Below are 19,848 nucleotides of genomic sequence, written 5' to 3'. Positions count from 1 at the left end.
GGGGCGCGTGTCCATGGCGTGCCAGGACCGCGTGCCGCGACCGCCCCGGAAGACCCCGCTTCATGAGCCCCGACGGCACCATCCTCGCGACGACCTCGCCCCGCCGCGCCATCGCCCACTCCCGGCTGCGGCGCGCGCTGGGCAACGCGGCGGTGCCGCTCTTCCTGCTGCTCGCCGCCATCCTGCTGCGTGCCTTCTCCTTCGCCCCCGCGGTGATCGACACCGATGAGGGGCTCTACATGCTGCAGGCACGCGAATGGCTGCGCGGCAACTGGCCGCTCGCCGAGGTGTGGGACATGCACCCGGTCGGCGCGCCGGCGCTCTTCGCCGCCATCATGGCGCTGCTCGGGGACGCGATCTGGGTGCCGCGCCTGCTCGGCGTCATCGGCACCTGGCTCACCGCCTGGGCGCTCTACGCCATCGTGCGCTTCGCCACCGCGCCGCCGGCGCTGGGGCTGGCGGCAGGGCTGCTCTACCTCGCGCATTCGACGCTGATCGGCGGCCTCGCGACCAACACCGAGATCCTCTTCACGCCGCTGACCGCCTGGTCCATGGCGCTCGGCCTGCGCGCCGCGCGCCGCGCGCTCGAACATGACGAGCCGCCGCCCTTCACCAAGATCGTCGCGATGGGGCTGATGATCGGCTTCGCGCTCGCCATCAAGCCGGTCGCGGTCTTCGAGGGCAGCCTCGCCTGGCTGCTGCTGGTCGGCCCGGCGGTGCTGCGGCGGGTCATCTCGTGGACGCGCGTGCTTGCCTACGCCGTGTCCTACGCGGTGCTGTGCGCCACGCCGACGCTGCTCTTCGGCTTCGCCTATTTCCTCAAGGGCGACCTTGACGACTTCATCAACGGCGCCTTCATCGCACCGCTGCGCTACGCCGGCGCGCGGGTGTCGCTGCTGGATGCCGGGCGCTACACGCTGATCGCGGTGATGATCCTGCTCTGGGCCTTTGCGCTGGTCATCCCGGCGGTGGTGCGTCCGCGCACCCGCCGCGGGCCGGTCGCGCTGCTGCGCTGGGTCTGCCTCGCCTGGTTCGCCGCGGCGACGGCGGCAGTGATCATGCCGGGCATGTACTACCAGCACTACTTCCTGCTGTGGCTGCCGCCGCTGAGCCTGCTCGCGGCGCTCGGCGCGCGGCGGCTCGCACGCGCGGCGCGGCCCGGGCTGGTGGTCGCGGCCTTCGCCCTGCTCGTCGGCGGCGTGTCGCTCGATGCCTGGCGCTCCTCCACCGTGCCGCGGCTCTACGGCGCGATCGGGCTGACCGGGCCCGACCCGGTGCGGGAAGTCGCCGCCGCCATCCGGCAGGTGATCGACCCGGGCGACCGGATCTGGGTGGTGAACTACCACCCGACGCTCTACGTGCTGGCCAATGCCGGGCTCGCCACGCGCTACGCCTTCCCGGCGCAGCTCGTCGGGCCCTATTGGCGCGTCACCGGCATCGATCCCTACGAGGAAGTGGCGCGCATCCTTGCCTCCACGCCGCAGGCCCTGGTGATCGACCGCGGCTGGTGGCCGAACATCCGGCCCCGCGTCGCCGCCATGATCGAGGAAGCACTGGCGGAGAACTACGACCTGGCCACCGTGGTGTGGGAGGAACGCGGACCGGTGGAGGTCTGGCGGCTGCGGTGATGAAGGTCGGGGGAGGGGAACCTCCCCCGAACTCCCTCCCCTTTTCTGTCAGGGTGCCCGTCCTGCGTCCGGGCGCGCGGCGGCGTGGTCGGCGACGCCCATGGCCAATGCGAGGACGGACAGCAGCAGGCCGGCGGCGAAGATCGCGGCGTGGCTTTCGCCCGTGGCACCGAACAGGGCGGCCATGGCGAAGCCGGTCACCGCCTGCGCCACGGCGAAGCCAGCGGTGACCCGGACCCAGAGGATGCCCGCCTCGGCCCCCGCCCGCTCGCGCGCCGCCGCCAGCGCCACCGCCGTGACGCCGACCGAGGCCATGCCGGACAGCAGCCCCGCGACCACCAGCGCCGGCACGCCGGGCAGCAGCGCGGTGCCGAGCGCCGCCACCTGCACCGCCAGCGCCAGCACCATCGCACGGCGGCCGCCCATGCGGTCCGCCAGCGCCCCGCCCGAAAGGCTGCCCGCCACCGCGCCGGCGCCGAAGACCACCCACATCAGCCCGCCCGCACGGACGCCGAGCCCATGGCCGCGCGCCGCCAGATCCGCGAGATAGACCATCGGCGGGACCAGCCCCGCCCCCGACAGCGCATAGGCGATCACCAGCCGCACCGCCCGCGGCACCGCCGGCCGATGATGGCCGCCCACCGGGGCCGGCGGCGCCGGCCAGAAGCGCCGCGCCAGCATCCACAACAGCAGCGTCACCACGGAAAGCCCGAGCCAGGCGGCGGCCACCCCCTGCCCGACGAGCGCCGGCACCAGCAGCGCCCCGAGCGTCACTCCGGACCCGACGCCGAGCAGCACCACGCCGCCCGCCAGTCCGCGCCGCTGCGGCGCCACCACCGCCTGCACGGCCGGCCCGGCCAACCCCATCAGCGTGCCGCCCGCGACCCCGGCGAGACCGCGCCAGAGCCCAAGCCACGCCAGCCCGCCATTCCACGCGCAGCAAGCCGCCGCCAGCACGGCGAGCGCCATGCCCGCATCGAGTGCGCGCGGCACCGAAAGCGCCCGCGCCACCCTCCGCGCCGCCAGTGCGCCGACCAGATAGCCCGTCAGGTTGATCGCCCCGAGCAGCCCCGCCCCCGCGCCATCCACCCAGCCCGCCGCAACCATGGCCGGGAACAGCGGCACATAGGCGAAGCGCGCCAGCCCGATGCCCGAGCAGGTGGCGGCCGCACCCGCCAGGGCGGGACCGAGGACGCCGCGCGTCGTCACGCCGCCGGCCCGCCCGGCGACACCGTGGCGACCGGCCGCGCCGCGTCCCTGCCGCAGGCCATGCCCGGGCGGCGCGCCCTATTCCGCGACGCGCGCGGCGCGGATGGCCCGCCGCAGCTTGGCCACGCCGACGCGCGGATGGCCGGTCTCGCAGAGGCGTCGCCCCTCCTCGGCCATGCTGCGCACCGGCTCGCCATGCGAGGCCGGCAGGGCGGCGAGCCGCTCGGCCAGCTCGGCGCAGTATTCGCGGCTGTCGGTCGTGACTCGGGGGACCGGCTCGTTGCCGTCGGCCAGGGCCGGTGCCGCGAGCAGGAAGGCGAAGGCCAGGGCACGCATGGGCAGGAGGATGACAGCCCCCTCCTCGCCTCGCGGTGGCGCGGGCATGACCTGTCGTTCATGCCGGCGGCGCGCGAGCCGCGCGTCATGCCGGCCGGCCTTTCGGCTGAATCGTCATGGGAAACTCCTGCTTCGCCCGCTGCCGCCCGCATCAGCCCGGCCCCAGCAGCATGGCCGCGCGCAGGCCCGGCGGCGGCGAGGCCTCCTGCAGCACGAGCTCCCCGCCGTGCTGACGGGCCACCGCCTGCACGAGCGACAGCCCGAGCCCCGAGCCGGGCGTCGCGCGCGAGGCATCGGCACGGAAGAAGCGTTCGCCCGCGCGGGCGCGGTCCTCGGGCGAAAGGCCGGGGCCGCTGTCCTCCACCGCGATCTCGACGCGGTCGCGCCCGATCGCGCGCGCGGTGAGCCGAACCTGCCCCCCCTCGGGGGTGAACTTCAGCGCATTGTCGAGCAGGTTGCCGGCCGCCTGGGCCAGCAGGTCGCGGTCACCCACCAGCTCGAGCCGCTCGGGCAGATCGACCGAGAGCGCCTGGCCGCGCGCCTCGGCCGCCGCTCCGTAGAACTCGGCGACGTCGGCGAGCATCGGCACCAGGTCGAGCGGCGCGAAGGCGGCGCGACGGGCGCCGGCCTCGGCCTCGGCGATGCGCAGCAGCGCGCCGAAGACGCGCGAGATGTGGTCGAGGTCGGCGATGCCCTGCTCCATCGCCGCACGCAGCGAATCGGGATCGCCGCTGTCGGCAAGCGCCTCCTCCAGCTTCGCGCGGGCGCGCGCGATCGGCGTGCGGAGGTCGTGGGCGATGGCGTCGGAGACCCCGCGCACGGCCTCCATCAGCCGGTCGATGCGGTCGAGCATGTCGTTCATGCCCTCGCCCAGCCGGTCGAACTCGTCCCTGCGGCCGGCGACCGGCACGCGGCGCGAAAGATCCCCCGCGGCGATCGCCCTCGCGGTCATCGCCGCCGGGCGCAGCCGGTTCTCGAGGGCGCGCCGCAGCACGGCCGCGCCGGCCATGGCGAAGACCACGGCACCGAGCGCCGACCAGCCGAAACCCTCCGCGAGCAGGGCGCGCAGCCGCTGCTTCTCCTCGACGTCGCGCCCGACCGCGAGCCGGTAGCCCTCGCCGAGGTCGCGCGTGAAGATGCGCGCCTCGACACGGCTGCCATCGCGCTCGACGATGCCGGTGATCCAGGCCCCGTCATCCTCGGCGCCAGCCGGCCAGCGGTCGAGGTTGCCGGCGAGGCGCTGCCCCTCCGGGCCGGTCAGGAGGTAGATGGCGGTGTTCTCGACATCGCCCGAGAGCCGCTCCGCGACCGCCTCCGACAATGCGCCGGGGCCGCCTTCGCGCCAGCGCTCCATCAGGCCGAGCGTGTCGGTGCGCAGCGCCGCCGCGGTCTGCCGGTCGAGCGAGCCGGCCGTCGCGTACCACAGCACCAGCGCGAAGAGCGCGGAGGCGCCGATGAAGACGACGGCGAACAGCAGCGCGAAGCGGAAGCCGGCGCTGCGCAGGAAGCGCATCAGCGCGGCCCAGCCGGCCGGTGCGTCGTCGAGCGGAACCGGCGGCACCGGCATGCCTATGCCCCCAGGCCTCGAACGCTCACCGGCGCCGTCGGTCGCATCGGCCGCGCGCGAAACCAGGACTCCGATGCCGGGTCAGCCGAACGGCGCATTCGCGATGCCGGCACTGGCCCGCACCGCCGCCTGTCCACCCAGGGACGGCATCCTTGATGGATGGCCGGACGGAGGTGTGGGCCGGTGCCGGCATTCTCGAAAGGTCCTTCAGGCCTCGGCCCGGATCATGTAGCCGGCGTTGCGCACGGTGTGGATCAGCGGCCTGTCGAAGCCCTTGTCGATCTTCTGCCGCAGCCGGCTGACATGCACGTCGATCACGTTGGTCTGCGGGTCGAAATGGTAGTCCCACACCTTCTCGAGCAGCATGGTGCGCGTCACCACCTGGCCGGCGTGGCGCAGCAGGTGCTCGAGCAGGCGGAACTCGCGCGGCTGGATCTCGAGCCGCCTGCCCCCGCGCGTCACGGTGCGGGAGAGCAGGTCCATCTCGAGGTCGGCGATCTTCAGCTTCGTCGCCGGCGCCTCCATCGTCGGGCGGCGGCCGAGCGCCTCGACGCGCGCGAGCAGTTCCGCGAAGGCGAAGGGCTTCACCAGGTAATCGTCGCCGCCCGCCTGCAGGCCCTTCACCCGCTCGTCCACCGCGGACAGCGCGGAAAGGAAAAGCACCGGCGTGCGGTTGCCCTGCCCGCGCAGCGTCTCGACCAGCCGCACCCCGTCAACCCCGCCCGGCAGCATGCGGTCCAGCACCAGGATGTCGAACTGCTCGGAGGCCGCGAGGAACAGGCCGTCCCGCCCGTTGCCCGCGTGCTCGACGATGTGTCCGGCCTCCTGCAGGCCCTTGCGCACGAAGCGCGCGACCTCGGCGTCGTCCTCGACCAGCAGGATGCGCATCTCGATCAGCCCTGGTTGTCGTTGGGGCGGCGCCCGATCTGTACCGCGATCTCCTGGCTGCGCCCGCCGCGGATCAGCGTCAGGCGCACCGTCTCGCCCGGCGGCAGGCCGGCGATGCTGCGCACCAGGGCGCGGCTCGTCTCCACCCGCTCGCCATTCAGCGCGATCACCACGTCGCCCTGGCGCAGGCCGGCGCGGGCGGCGGGGCTGCCGCGCTCGACGCCCATGACCAGCGCGCCGCGCTGGCGCCGCCCCTGTTCCTCCGCATCGCCGACCGAGACGCCGAGCCAGCCGCGCTCCACCCGCCCGCCACGGATCAGCGCCTCGATCACCGGGCGCGCGAGGTCGGACGGCACCGCGAAGCCGATACCGGCGGAGGCGCCGGAGGGCGAGTAGATCGCAGTGTTGATGCCGATCACCTCGCCCTGCATGTTGAACAGCGGCCCGCCGGAATTGCCCGGATTGATCGGCGCGTCGGTCTGGATGAAGTCGTCGAAGGGCCCGGCGCCGATGTCCCGCCCGCGCGCCGAGATGATGCCGCTGGTGACGCTGCCGCCGAGGCCGAAGGGATTGCCCGCCGCCATCACCCACTGACCCACGCGCATGTTCGCCGAGGTGCCGAGCGAGACGGCAGCCAGCGGCGCACGCGGCGTGATGCGCAGCAGGGCAAGGTCGGTCAGCTCGTCCACGCCCACCACCCGCGCGGCGTAGTCCATGCCGTCATGCGTGGTGATGGTCACGCGCGTCGCATTGCCCACGACATGCCCGTTGGTGACGATCACGCCGGAGGGCTCGATGATGAAACCCGACCCCGCGCCCTGCACCAGCTGCCCGCCGCGGCGCTGCTGCTCGCGGAACTGGCGCTCATAGGGCGTGCCGCGCAGTTCGGGCGGCAGGGTGGACTGCTCCCGGCTCGTCACCTGGATGCTGACGACGGCGGGCAGCACGCGCTCCGCCAGGTCCGCGAAGTCGGGCAGGCCGCGCTGCGCCCGCGCGGGGCGCGAACAGGCGGCGAGGGCAGCCGGCAGCAGCAGCGCCAGGCGACGCGACAGGACGGGCGAAGCGCCCAGGGTGGATACGGTGTTCACACCAGGCAATCTGCGCTTGCCCCCTCGCTCCTTCAACCCAAGGCGCCGGCCGGGTCCTCCGGCCAGGGGTGCTTCGGGTAGCGGCCGCGCATTTCCTTGCGCACCTCGGCCCAGGCACCCTTCCAGAAGCCGGCGAGGTCGCCGGTCACCGCCACCGGCCGCCCGGCCGGGGAGAGCAGCGCGGCCTGCAGCGGCACCCGCCCGCCGGCCAGGGGCGGCAGGGAAGCGAGCCCGAACAGGTGCTGCGCCCGAGCCTCCAGCGTCGGCACCTCCCGCGCATAGTCGACGGCGGCGGAACGACCCGCCGGCAGGGCGATGCGTGCCGGCAGGGCGGCGTCCAGCGCGCGGCGCCTCTCCCAGGGCAGGGCTTCCAGGAGCAGGGCCGTGACGTCGAGCCCGCCGAGTTCCGAAAGCCTTGTCTTCCCGTGCAGATGCGGCGCCAGCCAATCCCGCACCGTCGCCACCAGCGTCGCATCCGAGACATCCGGCCAATCCTCGCCCTCCGCCCGGCGCATCCAGAGGATGCGCGCCTGGGCCTGGCGCGCGGCATCCGTCCATTTGAGGTCGCGCAGCCCGCGCTCGGCCGCGGCATCGGCCAGGGCCAGGGCGACCGCCTCGGGGTCGGCATGGGGCAGCGGCGCTTCCTCGAGCACGAGGGGGCCGAACATCAGCCGGCGGCGGGCCACCACCGCGCCGGCGCGGGCGTCGAAGGCGGCCCCTTCCTCCCGCCGCAGCCGCTCGGGGAAGCGGGATTCCAGCACCGCGCGGTCGATCGGCGCCGCCATGCGGATGCGTGCCTCGGTCCCCTGCAATTCGAGGTCAGCCACCGCCAGCAGCGCCGCCTTGGCGAGCGGATCCGTCGCCGGCAGCCGCGCGCCCTGGCCCGAGGCCAGCCGGAAGGCCCCATCCATGGCGCCGCGCTTCGCCGCGATGCGGTCCGGGAAGCCGGCCGCCAGCAGCGCGCCGGCGTCGCCCTCGGCCGGCACCGATCCATGCACCCGCAGCCGCCGCCGATGCAGCGCCGCGGCGCGGCGGATGCGGTGGATCGTCGCGCCGTCGGCATCGGCGCGATCCCGGCCATGCAGCAGGTCGAGCCGCAGATGGACGTCGCTCGGCGCCTCCCGCCCGCGGATCGGGTCGCGTTCCTCGAGCAGCGCGGCGAGGTCGGCCGCCAGCGCCCGTTCCCCGTCGTCCGCCGCGGCGATCAGCATGCGCGCCAGCCGCGGATGCGTGCCGAGCCGCGCCATCCGCCGCCCAGCCTCGGTGATGCGCCCTTGCGCATCCAGCGCGTCGAGGTCCCGCAGCAGGGCGCGCGCCGCCTTCACCATCCCCGCCGGCGGCGGGTCGAGGAAGGACAGCGCCGCCACCTCCGCCCCCCAGGCCGCGCAGTCCAGCACCAGGGAGGACAGTTCCGCCTCCAGCACCTCCGGCCGGTCGGCGAGCGGCAGGCCCCGATGCAGCGCCTCCGTCCACAGCCGGATCGCCACGCCGGGGGCCTGCCGCCCCGCACGACCCGCCCGCTGTTCCGCCGCCGCGCGGCTGATCCGCAGCGTCACCAGGCGCGACAGGCCGCTCGCCGCATCCAGCCGCGGCGCGCGGCGGAAGCCGCCATCCACCACGATGCGCACGCCGGGCACGGTCAATGAGGTCTCCGCGATCGAGGTCGCCAGCACCACCTTCCGCCGCCCGCCCGGCGCCGGATTCAGGGCGACGTCCTGCTCGGCCGGCGGCAATTCGCCGTGCAGCGGCACCACCAGCGCATCGAGCCCCGCCAGCCTCTCCTGCGTGCGCCGGATCTCCCCCCAGCCGGGCAGGAAGGCGAGCACGTCGCCGGGGTGTTCGCGCAACGCGTCACGGATCGCGCCGGCCATCGACTCCGGCAGGTCGCGCGCATCCTTGAGGTCCCGGGTGCGATGTTTCACCTCCACCGGAAAGGCGCGGCCGAGGCTCTCGATCACCGGCGCGCCGCCGAGCAGTCCCGCGAAGGCCGCGCCATCCAGCGTCGCGGACATGGCCAGCAGGCGGAGTTCCGGCCGCAGCGCGCGCTGCACGTCGAGGCACAGTGCGAGCGCCAGGTCGGTGTCGAGGTTGCGCTCATGCGCCTCGTCGAACAGCACCGCCGCGACGCCGTCCAGGCCGGGATCGGATTGCAGGCGGCGGACCAGCAGGCCCTCCGTCACCACCTCGACCCGCGTGCGGTCGGACACCATGCGGTCGAGCCGCGTCGCCAGGCCGATCAGGCCGCCGGGCTGTTGCTCGCCGACCATCGCCGCCATCCGTCGCGCAGCCGCGCGCGCGGCGACCCGGCGAGGCTCCAGCACCAGGATGCGGCCGGACAGGGCCCAAGGCTCGTCCTTCAACACCAGGGGCACCAGCGTCGTCTTGCCGGCGCCGGGCGGGGCGACGAGCACGGCATTGGACGACTCGCGCAGGGCCGCAGTCAGGGCGGGAAGGGCCTCGGCGACAGGGAGATCGAAGGACATCACGGATGAAGGTCTAGCGGAGGGGGCTCCGCCCCCATACCCCCGCCGGGAGGGCGCCTCCCTCCCGGACCCTCCCGCCCAAGGCCGAAAGGCCTTGGGGAACCGGGACTCGTGGCCGGGAACTGATCGAGGAGGACGGATCGGGACGCGGTGGCGCTCCCTGCCCCTCGGCGCACCCTCGAATCTCATGGCTTCCAAAGGCCTTTCGGCCTTTGGCGGGGGTGCAGGGGGCAGCGCCCCCTGCTGCGCCTCACGCCGGCACGAGCACCCTCCGCCGCATCGCCCCCGCCCCCGCCGGCGCCGCCGCAAGCAGGTCCTTCCTCGCCTCCACGATCGCCAGCCCGGCATGCCGCGCCGGCCACAAGGCGTGCCCCGCCCGTTCCCAGGTGGAGGCCGCGCGCAGGAAGGGCGCGTAGGGCGGTGTGAACAGCGCCGAATCCCGCCGTTCGACGCGGAACAGGTGCCGCGTCAGCAGCCGCGTGACCTGCCCCGGGGAATAGGGCTGCCCGTGCCCGAACGGCGTGTGCTCGGCATGGGCCCAGAGCCCGCGACGGTTGGTCGCCACCACCAGCACGCGCCCATCGTCCTTCAGCACGCGCCAGATCTCGCGCAGCAGGCGGCGGGCGTTTTCCGCCATCTCCAGCCCGTGCAGCAACAGGATCCGGTCGAAGCAGAGGTCCGGGAAGGGCAGCGCGTCGTCTTCCGCCACCAGGCTGGAGCCCGGCGCCTCGGGGATGGCGGGCGGCAGGCCGAGCTGGACGGGCGAGAGGGCGATGCAGCGCGACGTCTCGGCCCGCCACAACCCGAGATAAGGCGCGGTATGGCCGATCCCGAGCACCGACATCCCCGGCAGGGACGGCCACATGGCGCGCAGCCGCTGCGCGACCACCCGCGCCGCCGCCGCGCCGGCGGCCGAGGCGTAGTATTCGCCCGGCCCGTGGACCTCTCCGCTCATGCGGACGATATAGGGGAGGCAGGGGCCGGTTGGGATGGCCCCGCCAGGAGTTGCCGCCCCATGCCTGTGACCGTCACGCCCGTGCCGTGTCTTTCCGACAACTATGCTTGGCTGCTGCGCGCCCCCGACGGGCGCCTGGCGGTGTGCGACCCCGGCGAGGCGGCCCCCATCGCCGCGGCGGTCGATGCCGCCGGCGGCAAGCTCGACCTGATCCTGCTGACGCATCATCACGGCGACCATGTCGGCGGGGTGGCGGAGCTGGTGGCGCGCTACGGTGCGAAGGTGGTGGGCGCGGCGGCCGACGCGCACCGGCTGCCGCCGCTCGATGTCGCGGTCGCGCCGGGCCAGGCGATCGACGTGGTGGGCGTGCCCGTCCAGGTGCTCGCCAGCGATGGGCACACCCGCGGGCACATCGCCTTCCATTTTCCCGACTGCGCCATCCTGCTGTGCGGCGACACGCTGTTTTCGCTCGGCTGCGGGCGGCTGCTCGAGGGCACGCCGGACGAGATGTTCGAGAGCCTGCATCGGCTGTCCGTCCTGCCGCCGGAAACCCTGGTCTGCTGCGGCCACGAATACAGCGAGAGCAATGCCCGCTTCGCCCTGACGGTGGAGCCCGGGAACGCCTCGCTGCGCGCCCGCGCCGACGAGATCGCGCGCCAGCGTGCCGAGGGGAAGCCCACCGTGCCGACCACGATCGGCGAGGAGAACGCCGCCAACCCCTTCATGCGCGCGAAGGATGTCGCCACGCTCGCACGCATCCGCGCCGCCAAGGACAATTTCCGCTGACATCGGACACGAGGCACGATCCAGGATGAAGCTGCACCATTCCCCCGCCAGCCCCTATGTCCGCAAGGTGATGGCCTGCGCCATCGCGCGCGGCCTCGACGGCCGCATCGAGACGGTGGCGACCAACCCGCATGTCTCCCCGGCGGAACTGCTGGCGGACAACCCGCTGTCCAAGGTGCCGGCGCTGGTCGCCGACGATGGCACGGCGATCTACGACAGCCCGGTGATCTGCGAGTACCTCGACACGCTTGGCGACGCGCCGGCGCTGTTCCCGCCCACCGGGACGCCGGCACGGCTGCGCGCGCAGGTCATGCAGGCGACGGCGGACGGCATCCTCGATGCCGCGGTGGGGCGGCGGCTCAGCATGCCGCACCCGCAGGACGACGGCCGCAAGGCCTTCGACGCACGGCAGAAGGCGGCGATCGAGCGCGCCCTCGCGGTGCTCGAGAAGAACCCGCCGAAGGGCCTGTCCGACATCGGCGCGATCTCGGTCGCCTGCGCCCTCGGCTATCTCGATTTCCGCTTCGGTCACGAGCCGTGGCGGGAGGCGCAGCCGCAGCTCGCCGCCTGGTTCGCCGAGGTGTCGAAGCTGCCGCCGCTCGCCCGGACCGTCCCGGTCGGCTGATGCTCGACCTGCGCGACCCGTCGGTTTCGGCCGCGCAGGTCATCGCGGCGCTGGAGCTGCGCCCGCATCCCGAAGGCGGGCACTATCGCGAGCTCTGGCGCGACGCACCGGCGGACGGCTCCCGCGGGGCGGGCACGGCGATCTACTTCCTGCTGGCGGCGGAGGAATTCAGCCACTGGCACCGCGTGGACGCGGCCGAAGCCTGGCATTGGTATGCGGGCGGGCCGCTCGCGCTGTCCCTGTCGCAGGACGGGCGTGGTGCGGAGGCGGTGCATCTCGGGCCCGACCTGTCGCGGCAGCAGCGGCCCTTCGCGGTGGTGCCGAAGGGGTGGTGGCAGAGCGCGGTGTCGCTCGGGCGATGGACGCTGGTGGGGTGTACCGTCAGCCCCGCCTTCGACTTCGGCGGGTTCGAGCTGGCGCCGGCGGAGTGGCGGCCGACGCCAAGCAAAGGTCGGGGGGAGTGAACTCCCCCCGATCCCCCCTCCTTTTTTGATTCCTTGGGAACTGACCCCCGAAGTCAGTTCCCAAGTGCCAAGGAAGGGAGGGGGTTCGGGGGAGGTTCACCCTCCCCCGACCTCCCCATCAGCGCATCGGCAGCGCGTAGAGCAGCCCGCCGTTGTTGTGCAGGTTGTTCGGCCCGCGCGGCAGGGCGACCGGCGTGTTCTCGCCCATGGTCCGTTCGTAGAGCTCGCCGTAATTCCCGATGGCGCGGATCGCGTTGTACGCCCACAGCGGGTCAAGCTTCAGCGATTGCCCGAGCTCCGGCGTCACGCCGAGCAGGCGGCGCGTGTTCGGATTGACCGAGGTCCGGCGCATCTCCTCCGCATTGGCACGGGTGATGCCCTGTTCCTCCGCCTCGATGATCGCGGTCGTGTACCAGCGCACGATGTCGAACCAGTTGTCGTCGCCGCGGCGGACATAGGCGCCGTAGGGCTCCTTCGAGAAGCGCTCCGGCAGGATGGTCCAGTCGCGCGGATTGGGCATCGAGGCGCGCGTGCCGGCGAGCTGCGATGCATCGGTGCCGAAGCTGTCGCAGCGCCCGGCCGCCAGCGCCGCCGCCGCCTGGTCGGTGCGTTCGAACACGACGGGTTGGAACGGCACGTTGATCGAGCGGAAGTAGTCCGCCGTCACCTGTTCGTTGGTCGAGCCCGCGATCAGGCAGATCGTGGCGCCGGCCATCTCGCGCACGCGGTTCACGCCGGCATTGGCGCGCACCATGAAGCCGTGGCCGTCATAGAAGTAGGTGGTGACATGGCGCAGGCCGAGCGTGGTGTCGCGCAGCATCGTCTGCGTCGAGGTGCGGAACAGCACGTCGATCTCGCCCGACCCGAGCGCGGTGAAGCGCGTGGAGGCCGAAAGCGGCACGAAGCGCACCTTCGACACATCGTTGAAGATCACCGCCGCGAGCCCGCGACAGAGATCGACGTCGAGCCCCTGCCACACGCCGCGGCTGTCGGGCGAGGCGAAGCCGGCGACGCCGGTGTGGATGCCGCAGTTCAACGTGCCGCGGGCGCGGATGGCGTCAAGCGTCGGGCTCGGGATGTTGGTCTGCGCCGCGGCAGTGCCGGCAAGGGTGGCGCAGAACGCCGCGAAGGCGGCCGCAAGGCCCCGTCTGAGCATGATGAGTAGCCCCTCCTGTCCTGGCATATTCGTGATGGATCGTCGCTGCTCGATCCATGCACTGTCAACGCTGCCACGCCGGCGGCTTGCAGAAGGGCCGGGCAGAGCGGGGGCGGGGCCGCGCAGGGCAGCCCCGCCCGCCGCTTCAGCGCATCGGCAGGGCGTAGAGCAGCCCGCCATTGGTGTGCAGGTTGTTCGGCCCGCGCGCCAGGCCGACCGGCGTGTCCGGTCCCATGGTGCGGTTGTAGATCTCGCCGTAGTTGCCGACGGCACGGATCACGTTGAACGCCCAGGTCGGGTCCAGCTTCAGCGACTGGCCGAGTTCCGGCGTCACGCCGAGCAGGCGGCGCGTGTTCGGATTGACCGAGGTCCGGCGCATCTCCTCCGCATTGGCGCGGGTGATGCCCTGTTCCTCCGCCTCGATGACGGCGGTGGTGTACCAGCGCACGATGTCGAACCAGTTGTCGTCGCCGCGCCGGATGTAGGCGCCATAGGGCTCCTTCGAGAAGCGTTCCGTCAGCACCGTCCATTCCGACGGGTTGGGCATCGTGGAACGCACCGCGGCGAGGGAGGACGCGTCCGTGCCGTAGGCGTCGCAGCGGCCGGCCAGCAGCGCCGCCTGGGCCTGGTCGCCGCGCTCGAAGATCACCGGCTGGAAGGGCACGTTGATCGAACGGAAGTAGTCGGCCGTCACCTGCTCGTTCGTCGTGCCCTGCAGCAGGCAGATGGTGGCGCCGTTCATGTCGCGCGCGCGCTCCACGCCGGACGCCGTGCGCACCATGAAGCCGTGGCCGTCATAGAAGTAGGTGGTGACATGGCGCAGGCCGAGCGTGGTGTCGCGCAGCATCGTCTGCGTCGAGGTGCGGAACAGCACGTCCACCTCACCCGATCCCAGCGCGGTGAAGCGCGTGGAGGAGGAGAGCGGCACGAACCGCACCTTGGACGCGTCGTTGAAGATGGCGGCGGCCAGCCCGCGGCACATCTCGACATCAAGCCCCTGCCACACGCCGCGGCTGTCGGGCAGCGAGAAGCCGGCAACGCCGGTATTGATGCCGCAGATGAGCTGCCCCCGCGCGCGGATGGCATCGAGCGTCGGGCTCGGGACGTTGTTCTGTGCCTGGGCGCTGCCCGCAAAGACCGCGCACAGAACCGCACACGCGGCCACAAGGCCTCGTTTGACCATGGTGAATGCCTCTCCTTGTATTGGTCTCCCGGCGTGATGCTCGCCGCTGCCTCGGCAGGCTGTCAACATCGTCCGGAGCCCCGCATGCACCGGACGGCCAGGAGGACAGGCATGATCGACCGCTTCGCGCGCTATCCGAGCCTTGCGGGCCGCGCCGTGCTGGTGACCGGCGGCGCCAGCGGCATCGGCGCCGCCATGGTCGCGCATTTCACGGCACAGGCCGCACAGGTGGCCTTTCTCGATTTCGACGCGGCGGCGGGCGCACAGGTCGCGGCCGCGACCGGGGCACTGTTCCTGCCCTGCGACCTGCGCGACATCGCCGCGCTGCGCGCCGCGGTGGCGGAGGCCGGCACACGACTCGGCGACATCACCGTGCTGGTGAACAACGCCGCCCGCGACGACCGCCACGGGCTGGAAAGCGTCGATCCGGACTATTGGGACGAGCGCATGGCCACCAACCTGCGTCACCAGTTCTTCTGCGCCCAGGCCGTGGTGCCGATGATGCGGCGCGCCGGCGGCGGGTCGATCGTCAACCTGGGCTCGGTCTCCTGGATGAAGGCGCAGGGCGGCATGCCCGCCTACACCACGGCCAAGGCCGCGGTGCGCGGGCTGACACGCGGGCTCGCGAGGGATCTCGGCCCCGACCGCATCCGGGTGAACGAGGTGGTGCCGGGCTGGGTCTACACGAAGCGCCAGCTCGCGCTGTGGGTCACGCCGGAAGCGGAAGCGCGCAGCCAGGACCAGCAATGCCTGAAAGGCCGGCTGGAGCCGGATGACATCGCCCGCATGGTGCTGTGGCTGGCGGCCGATGACAGCGCGATGGTGACGGCACAGCACTTCGTGGTGGACGCGGGCGGGAGCTGAGGATCGTGCGCGGGGAGGGCTCTGCCCTCCCCGAACCCCACCCGCCGAGGGCCGAAAGGCCCTCGGAACCCGTGGCCTGACCAGGGTGTCGGGGGGAGGGGCGGCGCCCCTCCCCGGCTTCACGCCGCCGCCGCCTCCACGATGCGCCCGTCCTCCATCGCCACCACGCGGTCCGCGATGTCGAGGATGCGCGGGTCGTGCGTCACCATCAGGATCGGCGTTCCGCGCGACTTCGCCATGTCGCGCAGCAGGTGCGCGACCTCGCCGCCGGAGACCTTGTCGAGCGCGGCCGTCGGTTCATCCGCCAGCACCAGGCCGGGCTCGCCCACCAGCGCACGCGCGATGGCGACGCGCTGGCGCTGCCCGCCGGAGAGCTTCGCCGGCAGCTTGTCCTCGTGCCCGTCCAGCCCGACGGCGGCGAGCATCGCGCCGGCGCGCGCCAGCCGGTCGCGTTCGGGCAGGGCGGCCTCGACCTCGAGCGCCATGGCGACGTTCTGCCGCGCGGTGAGGAAGCCGAGCAGGTTGTGGTTCTGGAAGATGAAGCCAATGGATCGCCGCAGGCGGACGCGCTCGTGCTCGCTCGCGCCCATCAGTTCGCGCCCGAGCACGCGGCAGGATCCTTCCTGCATCGCACGCAGGGCGCCGATCAGCGTCAGCAATGTCGTCTTGCCCGAGCCGGAGGGGCCGGTGAGCAGCACCACCTCTCCGGCATGGACCTGCAGCGCGACGTCGCGCAGCACGGGGCGGCGGAGTTCGCCCTCGCCATAGGCGAAGGTCAGCTTGCTGATTTTGATGGGATCCATCACCAAGCCGACGGGAAGGGCTCCGCCCTCCCCGAACCCCTCGCTGTCCTCGGGGAGGGCTCCGCCCTCCCCGAACCCCTCGCTGTCCTCGGGGAGGGCTCCGCCCTCCCCGAACCCCTCCGGCCAAAGGCCGAAAGGCCTTTGGAAACCATGAGTCCTGGGGAGCACCCGTCGCAACGCGGAGCTTCCAAGGTGCCGGGTTCCAAGGGCCTTTCGGCCCTTGGCGGGGTGAGGTCCGGAGAGGGGCGGCGCCCCTCTCCGGCAGCCCGCGCCCGACGCATCAGAACATATCCGCCGGGCTGGCATCCCGCAGCTTGCGCATCGCGAGGAGCCCTGCCGCCGCACACATCCCGAAGATCAGCGCGAACACCACCGCCGCGCGCTCGAAGGTCATCGCCAGCGGCAGGAAGGTCGCGTCCGCCACCACGTCGTAGAGCCACACGCACAGCGCCGCGCCCGGCAGGAACCCGATGACGGCGAGGATGAGCGCCGCCGCCATCACCACCCGCGCCAGGTAGAAGTTGGAGTAGCCGATCGCCTTCAGCGTCGCGTATTCGCGCAGGTGGTTGGCGATGTCCGAGAACAGGATCTGATAGACGATCACCATCCCGACGATCAGCCCCATCACGCTGCCGAAGCCGAAGATGAATCCGATCGGCGTCGCGGTCTCCCAGTAGCGGCGCTCATGCGCGACCAGTTCGGCATGCGTCAGCACCATGACGTCGGGCGGCATGATCTCCCGCAGGCGACGTTGCGCGGTGGCGACGTCCGCATCCGGCTGCAGGCGGATGGCGACGAGGTCGGTGTTGGTCGCCTGGCGCTCGCGCACCATGCGGCGGAAGTTCACCTCGCTCATCACCAGGTTGCCGTCGGCGCCGAAGGACGGACCAATGGTGACAAGTCCGACGACCTCTACCATGCGGTTGCCGACCTGTACCTCGAAGGGGCCGCGCTCGGCGAAAAGGCGCGCGACGTCGCCGAATTCGGGACGGGATCGCGTGTCGAAGCCGACCGCGTCGACACGACGCAGCGCGGGGGCGATCGCGTCGAGCCCTTCGAACCGCATCGCGCCGGCCTCGACGTCGAAGCCGATCATCTGGATCATGCGGCGCGACCCGTCCTCCGGGTTCCGCCAGGTCGCCTGGGTCATGTAGACGGGCACCGCCTGCGCGACTTCCGGCAAGGCCAGTGCCTGGTGCGCGCGGACACGCGGGATGGGTTCGGGCCGGAAGCTGACCGTGGTCAGCGGATTCAACAGGAAGAGCTCCGCCTCCATCGCCGCGAGCAGCCGCGTCGCGCTGTCGAACAGCGCCGAGCGGAAGCCGAGTTGCATGAAGACCAGCACCGCGGCGAACATCACCCCCGCCATGGCGGAGAAGAGCCGTGCGCGCTCGGCGCGGAGCTGCCGCCAGGCGAGGCGCGCCGGCAGCAGCAGGGCGGAGAGCATGCCGGGACCGCGCGGCACGGCCGGCGCGGCGGGCGGCGCCTCGCCGGTCCGCTCCGGCGCCCAGGGCAGGAGGCCCGGCGTCCCGATCGCATCCGGGGATCGCAGCGCGGCCGGACCGAAGCGGCCGCCCTTGTCCATGGTGGCACTCATGGCCGGATCGCCACCTGCACCTGCATGTTCGACCGCCGCCGCAACGCCTCGGACCCGGCATCGTCGAGGGCGAGGCGGACCTCCACCGTGCGGCTGTCCACCGCGGCGACGGGGTCCGTGTTCGCCTGGGTCTGGCGGCGCACGGTCCAGCCGATCTCGCGCACGGTCGCGGCGAAGCGGCGGGACTCGCCGGGCACCACCACCTCGGCGGGCGCGCCCATGCGCAGTCGTGGAAGGTCCGTCTCATAGACATCCGCGACGATGTCCATGCGCGACAGGTCGCCGATCTCGAGCAGCCCATCACCGCCCACCTGGTCGCCCGGGCGGGCGATGATGCGCAGGATGGTGCCGCCGAAGGGGGCGCGCACGCGCGACAGCTCGGCATCCGCGCGCGCCTTGGCGAGCGCGGCTTCCGCGGCGGCGAGACGCGCCTCGGCCAGCGCGATGTCCTCGGGGCGGGAGGAGAGCAGGCTGTCGAGTTCCGCCTCCGCCTGGCGGCGTTCGGCGGCTAGGCGCAGCGCGGCGGCGCGGTTGCGGTCGGCGGCGGCGATCGCGCCGGCGCCGGTCGGCACCAGGCGCTCGGCGCGCTCGGCGTCGCGCGCGGCGAAGTTCTGCTGCGCGACCAGGGCTTCGATGCGCGCGCGCTGGGCCTCGACCTCGGAGGGCCGGCCGGCGGCGCGCATGCGGTCGAGGCTGGCCCGCGCCTCGGCCACGGCCGCCTCCGCCTGGGCGACGGCGGCATCCTTCTGCGCGGCATCGGCGAACTCGGCGAGCAGCGCGCCTTCCTCCACCTGGTCGCCTTCCGCGACCAGCAGCCGGTCGAGCCGCGTGACCGCCATGCCGCCCGGCTGGTTCAGCCGGCGGATGCGTGAGGCCGGCTCGACGCGGCCGAGCGCGCCGACGCCGACCGGGCCGGCGGCCGATGCCGCCGCCGGGGCGGGCATGCGCTCCGCCTCGCCATGCGAAACCCAGGCATAGCCCGCGCCAGCGGCGGCCAGCACCGCGAGGCCGAGCAGCAACCGCCCGCGGCGCGTCATGTGCGCGCCTCCAGCAACTGCTCGAGCGTCGCGCGCAGCGCGGAGAGTTCCGCCTCCGAGGCACGGTAGAGGCCGAAGACATGGGCATTGAACAGCCCATCCGTCGCGGTCAGGATGGCGAGCGCCGGCCCGGGCGGGATGCCGTCGGACAGCAATTCGGCCTTGATTCGCGCCATCACCGCGCGCATCGGATCGAGCAGCGCGGGATCGTGGTGGAAGGCGGCGAGGAAGACGGCGGCGGCGCGGTCGTGGCGCTCCTCGCCCGGGACGCAGTCGCCCTCCCCGAAAGCCCAGGCGATCATGGCACGGGCGACGCGGCCGGGGCCTTCGGGCTGCAGCCTCACGCCATTGTCGAACTCGCTGCCCATGAAGGCGGCGAGGCGCTCCATCAGCCCGGTGAGCAGCGCTTCCTTGGAGCCGAAATGATAGAGCAGCCCGCCCTTGGAGACGCCGGCCTCGCGCGCCGCGGCTTCGAGGGTGAGGCCCGTGACGCCGCGTGCCTGCACGATGCGTTCGACGGCATCGAGGATGCGGGTACGGGCATCGGGCTGGGAGGTCGTTGCGGATGCGTCCATGACGCGCCGCATCTATACCGTCCGGACGGTGAATTCAACCGTCCAGACGGTACAGCCCGCCTGCGATGACGACCCCGCCCGCTTCCACGGCGATCAATGCGGCCGCACGGGCGTCATCCGCTCCCCGAAAGTCAGCCGCGCTCATCCCACGCGCCCTGGGCAACTGGCCGGGAGACGCGGCACCCAGGCCCCGTGGGATCGAACGACGTCGCGGCAGCGACCGCGACGCTTGGTGGTCAGCGGATCTGGAACCGCACGGGAACCGCGACTTCCAGGCTCTCGCCCGACATCTCCGCCGGCATGGCCGGCAGGCTGACCCGGCTGATCATGTCGGCCACGGCGCGGTCGAGGTCGGCGTCGCCGGTGCTGCGCTCGATCTGCCAGCGGGCGACGTGCCCGTTCCGCATCACCCTGAAGCGCAGCAGCGCGGTGCCGGCCGCGCGGCGGGCGCGCGCGGCTTCCGGGTAGCGCTTCTGGCGCTCGAGCGCCGCTGCCAGTGCCTGCAGGTAGGACGCCGGCGGCCCGGCGGGGCGTGCCGCCGGCGCCGGCGCCGCCACCGGCGCGGGGTCCGCAGCCGGAGACGCGACCGCGGAGGACCGCGGCG

General features: G+C 73.0%; 19 protein-coding genes. 5 read left to right on the top strand and 14 right to left on the bottom strand.

The window, feature by feature from the left end; all coding sequences use genetic code 11:
- The first annotated feature begins 62 nt into the window (after positions 1 to 62).
- Entirely contained in the window at positions 63 to 1,628 is a 1,566-nt protein-coding gene (locus GXW74_RS23795; RefSeq protein WP_211849089.1) for an ArnT family glycosyltransferase, read from the top strand.
- Between the two features lie 48 nt (positions 1,629 to 1,676).
- Here GXW74_RS23795 and GXW74_RS23790 read toward each other — a convergent pair whose 3' ends face one another.
- From GXW74_RS23790 to GXW74_RS23760, 7 genes are all read right to left on the bottom strand, one after another.
- Positions 1,677 to 2,837 carry a YbfB/YjiJ family MFS transporter gene (locus GXW74_RS23790; RefSeq protein ID WP_211849088.1) on the bottom strand — a complete coding sequence of 387 codons (1,161 nt, stop codon included), beginning with the start codon at positions 2,835 to 2,837 and terminating at the stop codon, positions 1,677 to 1,679.
- 78 nt (positions 2,838 to 2,915) lie between these two features.
- The gene (locus GXW74_RS23785) at positions 2,916 to 3,221 is read right to left on the bottom strand and encodes a hypothetical protein (RefSeq protein ID WP_211849087.1); all 306 of its coding nucleotides are present in this window, start codon (positions 3,219 to 3,221) and stop codon (positions 2,916 to 2,918) included.
- 103 nt (positions 3,222 to 3,324) lie between these two features.
- Positions 3,325 to 4,740, bottom strand: a complete 1,416-nt coding sequence (locus GXW74_RS23780; protein WP_246523992.1) for a sensor histidine kinase — start codon at positions 4,738 to 4,740, stop codon at positions 3,325 to 3,327.
- Positions 4,741 to 4,947: 207 nt separating this feature from the next.
- Complete coding sequence (locus GXW74_RS23775; protein WP_211849086.1) at positions 4,948 to 5,628, bottom strand: winged helix-turn-helix domain-containing protein; 681 nt, start codon at positions 5,626 to 5,628, stop codon at positions 4,948 to 4,950.
- Positions 5,629 to 5,633: 5 nt separating this feature from the next.
- Positions 5,634 to 6,716, bottom strand: a complete 1,083-nt coding sequence (locus tag GXW74_RS23770) for a trypsin-like peptidase domain-containing protein (protein WP_211849085.1) — start codon at positions 6,714 to 6,716, stop codon at positions 5,634 to 5,636.
- A 32-nt stretch (positions 6,717 to 6,748) separates the two neighbouring features.
- Positions 6,749 to 9,199, bottom strand: coding sequence for an ATP-dependent helicase HrpB (hrpB, locus tag GXW74_RS23765; protein ID WP_211849084.1), 2,451 nt, complete (start codon positions 9,197 to 9,199; stop codon positions 6,749 to 6,751).
- Between the two features lie 250 nt (positions 9,200 to 9,449).
- Complete coding sequence (locus GXW74_RS23760) at positions 9,450 to 10,154, bottom strand: class I SAM-dependent methyltransferase (RefSeq protein ID WP_211849083.1); 705 nt, start codon at positions 10,152 to 10,154, stop codon at positions 9,450 to 9,452.
- A 60-nt stretch (positions 10,155 to 10,214) separates the two neighbouring features.
- On the opposite strand from GXW74_RS23760, the gene gloB reads away from it, so the two are divergent.
- From gloB to GXW74_RS23745, 3 genes are read left to right on the top strand one after another with little or no spacing between them, the layout of a single operon-like run.
- Positions 10,215 to 10,940: a hydroxyacylglutathione hydrolase gene (gene gloB, locus GXW74_RS23755; RefSeq protein ID WP_211849082.1), complete on the top strand. Its 726-nt coding sequence runs from the start codon at positions 10,215 to 10,217 to the stop codon at positions 10,938 to 10,940.
- A gap of 25 nt (positions 10,941 to 10,965) precedes the next feature.
- Entirely contained in the window at positions 10,966 to 11,565 is a 600-nt protein-coding gene (locus GXW74_RS23750; RefSeq protein ID WP_211849081.1) for a glutathione S-transferase family protein, read from the top strand.
- Positions 11,565 to 12,029: a cupin domain-containing protein gene (locus tag GXW74_RS23745; protein ID WP_211849080.1), complete on the top strand. Its 465-nt coding sequence runs from the start codon at positions 11,565 to 11,567 to the stop codon at positions 12,027 to 12,029. Before GXW74_RS23750 ends, GXW74_RS23745 begins: the two co-directional genes overlap by 1 nt.
- A 118-nt stretch (positions 12,030 to 12,147) precedes the next feature.
- Here the strand turns inward: GXW74_RS23745 and GXW74_RS23740 are convergent, their stop codons facing one another.
- The gene (locus GXW74_RS23740) at positions 12,148 to 13,185 is read right to left on the bottom strand and encodes an amino acid ABC transporter substrate-binding protein (RefSeq protein ID WP_211849079.1); all 1,038 of its coding nucleotides are present in this window, start codon (positions 13,183 to 13,185) and stop codon (positions 12,148 to 12,150) included.
- 145 nt (positions 13,186 to 13,330) lie between these two features.
- Positions 13,331 to 14,368 (bottom strand): amino acid ABC transporter substrate-binding protein, encoded by a 1,038-nt coding sequence (locus GXW74_RS23735; RefSeq protein WP_211849078.1) that lies wholly within the window; start codon positions 14,366 to 14,368, stop codon positions 13,331 to 13,333.
- A 111-nt stretch (positions 14,369 to 14,479) separates the two neighbouring features.
- On the opposite strand from GXW74_RS23735, the gene GXW74_RS23730 reads away from it, so the two are divergent.
- Complete coding sequence (locus GXW74_RS23730; RefSeq protein ID WP_211849077.1) at positions 14,480 to 15,232, top strand: SDR family NAD(P)-dependent oxidoreductase; 753 nt, start codon at positions 14,480 to 14,482, stop codon at positions 15,230 to 15,232.
- Positions 15,233 to 15,351: 119 nt separating this feature from the next.
- Here GXW74_RS23730 and GXW74_RS23725 read toward each other — a convergent pair whose 3' ends face one another.
- From GXW74_RS23725 to GXW74_RS23705, 5 genes are all read right to left on the bottom strand, one after another.
- On the bottom strand, positions 15,352 to 16,035 hold the full coding sequence (locus GXW74_RS23725) for an ATP-binding cassette domain-containing protein (protein WP_211849076.1): 684 nt from the start codon (positions 16,033 to 16,035) through the stop codon (positions 15,352 to 15,354).
- A gap of 280 nt (positions 16,036 to 16,315) precedes the next feature.
- Entirely contained in the window at positions 16,316 to 17,632 is a 1,317-nt protein-coding gene (devC, locus tag GXW74_RS23720) for an ABC transporter permease DevC (RefSeq protein ID WP_246523990.1), read from the bottom strand.
- Positions 17,629 to 18,669, bottom strand: coding sequence for an efflux RND transporter periplasmic adaptor subunit (locus tag GXW74_RS23715; RefSeq protein ID WP_211849075.1), 1,041 nt, complete (start codon positions 18,667 to 18,669; stop codon positions 17,629 to 17,631). Before GXW74_RS23715 ends, devC begins: the two co-directional genes overlap by 4 nt.
- Positions 18,666 to 19,244, bottom strand: coding sequence for a TetR/AcrR family transcriptional regulator (locus GXW74_RS23710; RefSeq protein WP_211849074.1), 579 nt, complete (start codon positions 19,242 to 19,244; stop codon positions 18,666 to 18,668). Before GXW74_RS23710 ends, GXW74_RS23715 begins: the two co-directional genes overlap by 4 nt.
- A 236-nt stretch (positions 19,245 to 19,480) precedes the next feature.
- The coding region (locus GXW74_RS23705; RefSeq protein ID WP_211849073.1) for an energy transducer TonB family protein at positions 19,481 to 19,848 on the bottom strand (368 nt) is incomplete at its 5' end.

The sequence above is a fragment of the Neoroseomonas eburnea genome (assembly GCF_018129005.1).
GTDB lineage: Bacteria > Pseudomonadota > Alphaproteobacteria > Acetobacterales > Acetobacteraceae > Neoroseomonas > Neoroseomonas eburnea.
Note: the sequence above shows the minus strand (reverse complement) of the source record. Positions and strands in the feature narration are given on the sequence as shown.